The organism is Achromobacter ruhlandii (assembly GCF_902859695.1).
Taxonomy (GTDB): Bacteria; Pseudomonadota; Gammaproteobacteria; order Burkholderiales; family Burkholderiaceae_B; genus Achromobacter; species Achromobacter ruhlandii.
On sequence record NZ_CADIJL010000041.1, the window covers coordinates 44,654 to 52,426 of the forward strand.

11 protein-coding genes are annotated in these 7,773 nt (G+C 62.8%); 5 read left to right on the forward strand and 6 right to left on the reverse strand.

Annotated elements, in window-relative coordinates; translation table 11 throughout:
* Positions 1 to 377 precede the first annotated feature (377 nt).
* The 4 genes from HV742_RS28655 to HV742_RS28670 all read left to right on the forward strand — a co-directional run bounded on the left by HV742_RS28655 (position 378) and on the right by HV742_RS28670 (position 3,555).
* Positions 378 to 1,709 (forward strand): tyrosine-type recombinase/integrase, encoded by a 1,332-nt coding sequence (locus tag HV742_RS28655; RefSeq protein WP_175146996.1) that lies wholly within the window; start codon positions 378 to 380, stop codon positions 1,707 to 1,709.
* Positions 1,710 to 1,834: 125 nt separating this feature from the next.
* On the forward strand, positions 1,835 to 2,512 hold the full coding sequence (locus HV742_RS28660; protein ID WP_175146997.1) for a hypothetical protein: 678 nt from the start codon (positions 1,835 to 1,837) through the stop codon (positions 2,510 to 2,512).
* Positions 2,513 to 2,550: 38 nt separating this feature from the next.
* On the forward strand, positions 2,551 to 3,213 hold the full coding sequence (locus tag HV742_RS28665) for an SOS response-associated peptidase (RefSeq protein WP_175146998.1): 663 nt from the start codon (positions 2,551 to 2,553) through the stop codon (positions 3,211 to 3,213).
* Between the two features lie 48 nt (positions 3,214 to 3,261).
* Positions 3,262 to 3,555, forward strand: coding sequence for a hypothetical protein (locus tag HV742_RS28670; protein WP_175134204.1), 294 nt, complete (start codon positions 3,262 to 3,264; stop codon positions 3,553 to 3,555).
* A gap of 7 nt (positions 3,556 to 3,562) precedes the next feature.
* Here HV742_RS28670 and HV742_RS28675 read toward each other — a convergent pair whose 3' ends face one another.
* The 5 genes from HV742_RS28675 to HV742_RS28695 all read right to left on the reverse strand — a co-directional run bounded on the left by HV742_RS28675 (position 3,563) and on the right by HV742_RS28695 (position 5,909).
* Positions 3,563 to 4,030, reverse strand: a complete 468-nt coding sequence (locus HV742_RS28675) for a DUF2335 domain-containing protein (RefSeq protein WP_165601439.1) — start codon at positions 4,028 to 4,030, stop codon at positions 3,563 to 3,565.
* 67 nt (positions 4,031 to 4,097) lie between these two features.
* Positions 4,098 to 4,319 (reverse strand): hypothetical protein, encoded by a 222-nt coding sequence (locus tag HV742_RS28680; RefSeq protein ID WP_131728378.1) that lies wholly within the window; start codon positions 4,317 to 4,319, stop codon positions 4,098 to 4,100.
* Positions 4,320 to 4,438: 119 nt separating this feature from the next.
* The gene (locus HV742_RS32160) at positions 4,439 to 4,945 is read right to left on the reverse strand and encodes a lysis system i-spanin subunit Rz (protein ID WP_217467969.1); all 507 of its coding nucleotides are present in this window, start codon (positions 4,943 to 4,945) and stop codon (positions 4,439 to 4,441) included.
* Positions 4,942 to 5,433, reverse strand: coding sequence for a hypothetical protein (locus HV742_RS28690; protein ID WP_175146999.1), 492 nt, complete (start codon positions 5,431 to 5,433; stop codon positions 4,942 to 4,944). The genes HV742_RS32160 and HV742_RS28690 overlap by 4 nt, the downstream gene beginning before the upstream one ends.
* Positions 5,434 to 5,435: 2 nt before the next feature.
* Positions 5,436 to 5,909 carry a hypothetical protein gene (locus tag HV742_RS28695; protein ID WP_254601289.1) on the reverse strand — a complete coding sequence of 158 codons (474 nt, stop codon included), beginning with the start codon at positions 5,907 to 5,909 and terminating at the stop codon, positions 5,436 to 5,438.
* A 98-nt stretch (positions 5,910 to 6,007) separates the two neighbouring features.
* On the opposite strand from HV742_RS28695, the gene HV742_RS28700 reads away from it, so the two are divergent.
* Positions 6,008 to 7,030, forward strand: coding sequence for a tyrosine-type recombinase/integrase (locus tag HV742_RS28700; protein WP_175147000.1), 1,023 nt, complete (start codon positions 6,008 to 6,010; stop codon positions 7,028 to 7,030).
* 3 nt (positions 7,031 to 7,033) lie between these two features.
* Here HV742_RS28700 and HV742_RS28705 read toward each other — a convergent pair whose 3' ends face one another.
* Positions 7,034 to 7,390: a phage tail protein gene (locus HV742_RS28705; protein WP_175147001.1), complete on the reverse strand. Its 357-nt coding sequence runs from the start codon at positions 7,388 to 7,390 to the stop codon at positions 7,034 to 7,036.
* Positions 7,391 to 7,773 lie beyond the last annotated feature (383 nt).

A 7,773-nucleotide genomic window follows, 5' to 3' on the forward strand; every position in this document is an offset into this window, starting at 1 on the left:
CACCGCGCGGCGCCACGATACCGCGCCGGATCCGATATGAAATGGCGCAAAAAAAACCTCCCACGCGGCGCGTGAGAGGTTTTTTTTTGCCGTGAATCCTCCACAGGCCCGCCCATTGCGGGTGGGAATGCGGAGACCGCTGGCTTCACTTGAATATGGTCGGGGCGGCGGGATTCGAACTCGCGACCCTCTGCTCCCAAATCATTTTTGGTCGCGTTTTTTAGAGTTTGGGGTGGTTTGGGTTAGCACGGTTTTTCCATATATTTCAAGCAGATATGCGACATCGAGGATTGTCCCGGTTAGTCCCGGTTTGACGGAAGCGGGTTATAAGTGGTCCACTTTTGGTCCACCCAACTGCGCCCCCTGACGATCTGACAATGGCAACGAACTTATTGACCGACCGAGCCATTTTGGCCGCGAAGCCCAAGGATCGCGAGTATGAGCTTACGGACGGCGGCGGCCTCGCGCTTCGCGTCAAGACGAATGGCACGAAGATGTGGGCGGTGCGCTTCACAAGTCCGACAAGCGGCAAGCGCTTGCGCGAGTACATTGGCGCCTACCCTGGGCTGCGCCTGGCCGATGCGCGCCAGAAGGCGGCAGAACGAAAGAGACTTGTCGCCCAGGGCATCAGCCCCGACGCGGCCTCTCTCCTGCTGTCAGAACACGCTACGGCTCCCGCGACAGTTGGCGACCTCTTCGACGTCTGGTTTAAGAAGCACGTATTGCCGCACAGATCGAGCGCTGACGACCAAGCTTCCATTAAAAGCCGATTCGAGATCTACGTGCGGCCGAGGGTCGGAGACATAACCCTGGCCCAAGTTCGGCGCGGCCAGTTGATGATGGTGATTGACGCTGCGCGCGAGGCCAAGAAACTGCGCACCGCCAACTTGTTGCTCGGCGAACTAGGGCAAATGTTCCGATACGCGGCCGCCCGCGAATGGATGCAAGGGGACCCAACTGCCGGAATTTCGAGGAAGGATGCCGGTGGGCAAGACAACGAAAGCGACCGAGTACTCGATGACGCCGAACTGTCACTGCTTCGCGACACCCTGTCAGCGCCCCCACAATCAAAGTCCCGGTACTACACGGCCAGGCGCCGGGTGCTTCCACTACATACGGAACTCGCAGTGTGGTGGACGCTCGCCACACTGGCGCGAGCCGTCGAGGTCGCCACTATCAAACGGCATGGGGCAGTAAATCGGAAAGCTGCCACCTGGACCATCCCGGCTGAGATTGCGAAAAACAAGAAGCCCCACGTCGTGCATCTGAGCGATTTTTCGCTGGCGATATGGGACCGCCTCACGCAGCTGCCAAGCGATGGGGAATATGTATTCCAGGGGCGCGACGGCAACCATCTATCGGAAACCGAAGTGACCCGACGTCTTACCGATCGGCAGACACGGGCCAAGCCGGTCAAGGGCCGCAAGAACAGCACCATACTGGACCTACCTGGCGGCCACTGGACGCAGCACGACCTTAGGCGCACGGGGGCCACCATCATGGGAGAACTCGGCATTTCCTCCGACGTCATTGACCTCTGCCTGAACCACAAGAAGGCCAAGAAGACCACGCGAACCTACCAACGTCAGACCATGCTTCCCCAGCGGCAAGAAGCGTTTGACGCGTTGGGCGCACATTTGACCCAATTGCTCGGTGACCCGCGTCAGTGGCTTCCTCAACATTCCAGCTCCGAAAACGAACCCTCTTAAAGGTCCAGGAACCATGCGGGGCCAGAGCAACAAAGCATTCCGCGATTTCGCTCAAACTGATGTACAAACCCATTTAAATCCCGGGCTGAACACCGGTCGCCGATACTAATTTGATAAGGCAAAAAATGGACCCACGGTTAATTCAGGCTATAGAACAGCTAGCCGAGAAAATTTCGACACGTACTGATTTCTCGGCATTGTGGCCCGCATCCATATTGACAGTGGTAGCCGCAGGCGTGGCTGCGTATTGGGGCGCCCGGCTGAAAAAGAAAGGGGAATTAGACGCCCAAAACGCGAATCTGATTGCGATAAAGCAGCAACTTGCTGAGACCACCCGCATCACAGAGAGTATCCGTACTCAGGTGGATATGCAGAGCTGGCATCATAAGGAAGTAACAACGCTACGAAGGTTAAAGGCCGAAGCCGCCCTCGAAGCATTGAACATCGCCGAGATCAACTTTGCCAATTGGTGGGGGGCAATCACATGCGGTAGAGAAGCCCAGCACCCGTCTAATGAAATTGCTCGCTCGGAAATGTTGTTGCGCCTATATTTCCCGAGGTTGCGGCAGGAGGCTCTAGCCTATGCAGAGTTTCTTAGGGAAGATACTCGATATGCATATGAAGTGGCGCAGCAATTGTTGCAAGCCGACACCCCGCAAGAAAGGGAGCCCATTCTTCAAAGGTCTTTAGCCGAGCATCGCTCGCGATATCCCCAACGCATTCGTCTACATGGCAGGCTGGAGCAGGGTATCGCTCAAGAGATGGCAGAGCTAATTGAATTGCATCCGCCAGGTACGAATTGACGGGCATCAGTACACAGGTTCAGAACTTCTGACGAATCATGTGCAGCCACTACCAGACCCTGAAGGACGCCGAGCTGCTGCTGAAGAAGTTCGGCGCGCCCAACAAGCCGGCGGGCGGCAAGTACGACATGTGGCCCGGCTACGACGGCGTCATTGTGCGCAGGCCGCTGGAACATGACGCCGGCGACGAGGCCGTGCCCGAGCGAGAGGCAGTCGTGGGCCGCTGGGGCATGATTCCGCCAGGCACGCCGGCGGCCAAGCTCCCCAGCGCAGGTAAAGTGCCCACGTTCAACGCGCGGTCTGAGACGGCACATAAGCTTTGGACGTTTCGGAATGCATGGGCGAAGGCCCAGCGCTGCATCATCCCAGCCGACGCGATCTTCGAACCCGACTGGCGGTCTGGCGCCGCAGTGGCCACCCGGTTCACCCGAGCTGATGGCGCGCCGCTGGGCATTGCCGGCCTGTGGGATCGCTGGCGCGACGCCGCTGGCCAGGTGCAGGAAAGCTACACCATGCTGACGATCAACGCCGACCAGGACCCGCTGTTCCGGGACTACCACCAGGCCGGCAAGGAAAAGCGCATGGTCGTCATCCTGCCGGAGGGCGCCTACGGCGACTGGCTCACCGCGCCGGCCGATGCGACACGGGATTTCTTGGTGCCCTTCCCTGCGGAAAAGCTGGTTGCAACCCCGATGAAATGACCCCGTTTTCTGCGGATTACACTGTTCATCCAACCAGTGTTTTCCGCCATGCCGTTCAAAGCCCCCCTCACCGCCGAGCAACTGCGCGCCATCCGCGAACGCCAGCCCTGGAACCCCGATGTGATCGCCCTGCTGTGGGAGATCAAGCGCCTGCGCGCGACGCTGCTGCGCCTGCACCAGGTGTCCGGCGACCTGAAGCGGCCCGCCAGCCTGATGGGCGAGATCTACGACGACCTGCTGGCCGGCCTGGCCGCCGAGCCCTGTGTGATCGAGCGTGACCGAGATACGGCCGAGCTGCTGGAAGAGCCTCGCAAGCTGCGCAAGGGCATGGCGCCGCGGTAATGGCGCGCTATGTATCAGTTTTGGTCGGCTTGCCGGCGGCCTTTTCGCCGCGAGTTGGCTCAACCCTTCGACGGATTGCCTGGACCATCCCAAGGACGGGGAGCGACACTAGGGCGACGGGGATGGCCCAGTACCAGCGAGACGTGACGCCGTAGATCAGGCCAACAATGGCGGTTGCTGCGGCCGCGAGTAGAGCAATGCACGAAACCACCGCCCCGAGTATCTGGCCGGTCTTATCGCTGGAAAAAACACCATCGATGCGGCGCTGCTCTATGCCAGTCAGGGTTCTGCGGTGCGCTACGTCTGATTCGAGCTGCTGGCGTTCCATCTCGCGGCGATGAGCCGCCTCGCCTTCCGCCATAGTGATAATACGGTCGGCAGCACCTGGAGAAAGCTGGTCGTATTGGCGCAGCACCTCGGGATGAGGCAGCGGTCCCTGATGGATTTCCGCCTGCATCATGGTCTGGCGGCGCACCACCTCTGCGCCTTGCTGTTGCCCAGCTGGCCGCAAAGATGAAGGGGAACTTGGGCGGTGAGACGGCTTACCGCGAGCCATTGTGACGCGCTATCGAACGGCCAAAGTCGTCGCCGATGCGGCGCACGTCGCTACGCAGCGCGTCGTTGGACGAACGCGCCGGGCGATACAGCGGATTGATCTGAGGTTCTTGGACAGTCGGAGCCGAGTAGTTAGAGAACAGCGCCAGCGGAGCGGCTATGCCGCCCCAAAAACCGCCCCAGAAAGCCTTTCTGCTACGCTTTTTCATAGGTGTACCGATGTGTTCCGAGGGATCCGCATTGCACGAAAACTGCCTCACAACAGGCAAAATATAGCAGATGCTAATATTTTTCGCGCCCCTTCGGTCTTATTTGGGGTCGCACTCACCTACCGCCGCCACGCTTGGCACGCCTCCAGTTGCGCCGTTAGCCGCTGGATCCCGGCCCTGAGGGCGAAATAATCCGATCGAGCAGCGGGATCAAGTTCGGCGCGGGCTCCATGATCCACGCCGGCGGCGGCGCTGGCTTCGGGCACTCCACGGCCGGCGGCGGTGCAGGCGGCACGGACGTGCAGCCGCTGGCGCCCAGCATCAACATCAGCCCGCAGGCCATCGTCTTGAATCTGCGCATTGCGCATCCCCCCATAGGCGGCCCACTCGGCACGCCCGTTCCGTTCGTTGATTTCCGCGACGTCCGCATGGCGCCGCGCCAGAATCTCGCGGGCTTGCCGCTGGCCCTCGGCCACCTCGTCCGCCCGTGCCGCGCGCTGCTCTGCCAGTTGCTCGCCGTAGCGCCAGCCCTGCACCGTCCATGCCACAACGCCGCCCACGACGGCCGCCGCCGCGTACCCGCGCCAACCCGCGACCAGACCGGCGGCGCGCGCCAGGGCGGTCACGGGCGCACCTCGGCGGCGGCCTGACGGTACAGCTCCGCCCAGGTCTGCGGATGCGGGCGACCGGGCCGCCAGGTGCGCAGGTACAACGCCCACCCCGCGTCCGCGTCGCCCACGGCCGGCAGCGGCTTCGGATCAGTCCACAGCAGCAGCCGCGCCACGCCGGCGGCCAGGACGTCGTCATATTCGAGCGCGGCATAGATGGCATCAGGATCGCAGGCCACGCTTCGGGCCTTGCACAGCGCCGCCAGATGGTCCTTGCTGGCCGCGTGCAGGAACACGCCCCAAACGCCGCCGCGGCTGGCGCGCGTGCCCTTCTCGAACTGCCAGAAGCCGCGGGCCGGGCCGCGGATCTGCTGGCGGTGAGTGAATCGACTTTCCTGCAGGCCGATGGCGAGCAGCGTGACGCACGCCGCCGGCGTATCCATGCGCGCCGGCAGCAGCGCCAGCGCGGGCTTAATTGCGGCTGCGATGATCGTCTTCAGATCCATGGTCAGCCCTCCCCGCCAGGCCGCGCGCCAAGCAACTTCGCCCGCACCTCAGCGATCCATTCCAGAAAGCCCTTTTGCCGCATGCTCGCCATCCAGCGCATATAAGCACCCAGCACCCACCACGCCGGCAGACCGGCCAACAGCATGCACGGTCCCAACACGTAGAACAGGGCCAGCAGCCTCTCTTCACCCCCACCGCTTCTGGATGCGACCCAGTGCGCCGTCTCCATCAACGATGGGCGCCAGGACAAGACCGCAATCGCCAGGATCGGTCCGAAGATGAAGGAACACGAAACGGTGCAAATCGTGCGCTTGACGAACTCCTGCGGCGACCGCGGCGGCATGATCAGCATGCCCAGAAGCGCCGCGAGCGCAGCGGGAACGCCGAAAGCCAAGGCAATTTTCACGGCCGCCCAGCCGCCCAATCCTGTGGAACTCGGTTCCATAATCTCCCTGCTCCTGTTGACGGTGTGCATGGCTGCCTCTCCCGTTAGGTCAAAAAAAAGCCCGCTTGTGGCGGGGGTGGGTACAACAAGAAAAATAGAATTGCGCTACAACCTGGGGCTTTGCCACGATGAAACCCTGGTCCCGCCGTCAGCCCCGCCGAAAGCCCGCCCCGACCCTTGCCGAAGCGCTGACGCGCTACCTGGCCGAGGTTTCCTCTACGAAGAAGGGCCACACCTCAGAACAGTCCATCGCGCGCATCTGGCGCGCCACTCGCCTGGCCATCCGGCCGGTGGATAGGATCCGCAGTTCGGACCTCACGGAGCTGCGCGACGAATGGCTGAAGGACCGGGCGCCGGCCACCGTAGTGCGGCGCATGGCGTTCCTGTCGCACGTCTACACGGTGATCCGCAAGGACTGGGGTTTCGACCAGCTGGCCAACCCTGTCCAGCTGGTGCGGCGCCCGGCGGTCGACGACGCGCGCGATCGCCGCCTGTTCGACCGGATTACCCTGCGCGGCCTATCGGACGACGACTGCCCGCGCAAAGAACTGGAATGGATCATCCGCGCCACTCGCTCGGCAGAACTGCCGACCATCCTGACGGTGGCGAAGGAAACAGGCATGCGACGGTCCGAGGTGGTCGGCATCCAGCGCGAGCATTTGGACCTCATGCATGGCGTGGTCCACCTGCCGCACACGAAGAACGGGCGCGCCCGCGATGTGCCACTGACACCGAGGGCGCGTGAGGCCCTGCGCCGGTGGGTTACCGGCAAGCCGATGCGCGGTCGCATCTTTACGATGCAACCAGGCTCCGTCACCCGGGCCTTCATTCGCGCGCGCCGGCGGGCCAGGCTCCGCTATGAGGGTATCTGCCGCCACCACGGGCGTCGGCCCAACGCGGCCTACTTCCGGGATCTACGCTTTCACGACCTGCGGCACGAAGGCACCTCACAGCTCGCGACGGTGTTCCAGATCCATGAACTGGCGAAGGTGAACGGCAACGTCGACACCCGCATGCTGCTGCGCTACTACCATCCGCACGGGCGCGAGCTGGCGCAAAAACTCGCGCGCAGCCCGCTGGGCCGCAAGCAGCTCGAAGAGATGCGCCGCGAGCGCGAGATTGAGCTGGAGGCCATGCCGATCGCGGCCTAGGGGCTATGCCCCCACTTCGCCGTCGGTAACCGGCCGCGGCGGCTCAACCGTCGTCAGCCAGGCCGGCAGCTTGCCCCAGCCCGGATAGATGGCCTTGCCGTCGGCGCCGTCGTGCTCGGCACCGAGCGAGTACGGCGCGCCAGTTTCCACCACCCAGAGCGGCGTGGTGCGGTAATCCTCGACCATCACCCACACGCTGCCCTGGCGCCGGGGCCACTTCCCGGCCGGCGGCGTGGGAGGCGCGTCCTCATAGGCGCCGAAAGGGATGTTGAACGCGCCGGGCGTCAGCGCCAGCTCATTGGCGACAGATTGGTACAGATACAGACCATCATCGTCGGTCTGGAATACGTCTTTCTGCATACTGGGTTCTCCTAAGAAGTGAAATTTGCACTGCAAATGCGCGGGCGCTCGCTTCGCGCCAGGCCGGGGCCACGGAGCGGCATCGCCACTACGCCAGCAACTCGAACCTCTGGGGGCCTGTTGGGACGGCCTCGGGCGGCGCAGTGGCCATTTACAGCCTTGGCTCGCAAAGTGGCTTCGAGACTGGGGACGGCAGCGCGCAGGGTCTGAAATCGGAGACCAGGCCGATGAATGCTGCATTCCATCCCCGAATTCATGCCTGACGTCCGCCTCACTGCAAATGCGAGGACGCTGGGTAGCAAGCAATCGGATGCGATGCAACAGATTGCTGGCGCGTTGGGGTTTCGGCGCCTGAACGACGGAAACAGCCTGGTCGGCAACAG

Bases quoted from the DNA above. Each gene is read 5' to 3' on its own strand.
- HV742_RS28705 (WP_175147001.1), bottom strand. From the start codon at position 7,390: ATGCAGAAAGACGTATTCCAGACCGACGATGATGGTCTGTATCTGTAC.
- HV742_RS28680 (WP_131728378.1), bottom strand. From the start codon at position 4,319: ATGAAAAAGCGTAGCAGAAAGGCTTTCTGGGGCGGTTTTTGGGGCGGC.
- HV742_RS28690 (WP_175146999.1), bottom strand. From the start codon at position 5,433: ATGGATCTGAAGACGATCATCGCAGCCGCAATTAAGCCCGCGCTGGCG.
- HV742_RS28660 (WP_175146997.1), top strand. From the start codon at position 1,835: ATGGACCCACGGTTAATTCAGGCTATAGAACAGCTAGCCGAGAAAATT.
- HV742_RS28665 (WP_175146998.1), top strand. From the start codon at position 2,551: ATGTGCAGCCACTACCAGACCCTGAAGGACGCCGAGCTGCTGCTGAAG.
- HV742_RS28655 (WP_175146996.1), top strand. From the start codon at position 378: ATGGCAACGAACTTATTGACCGACCGAGCCATTTTGGCCGCGAAGCCC.
- HV742_RS28700 (WP_175147000.1), top strand. From the start codon at position 6,008: ATGAAACCCTGGTCCCGCCGTCAGCCCCGCCGAAAGCCCGCCCCGACC.
- HV742_RS28670 (WP_175134204.1), top strand. From the start codon at position 3,262: ATGCCGTTCAAAGCCCCCCTCACCGCCGAGCAACTGCGCGCCATCCGC.
- HV742_RS28695 (WP_254601289.1), bottom strand. From the start codon at position 5,909: ATGCACACCGTCAACAGGAGCAGGGAGATTATGGAACCGAGTTCCACA.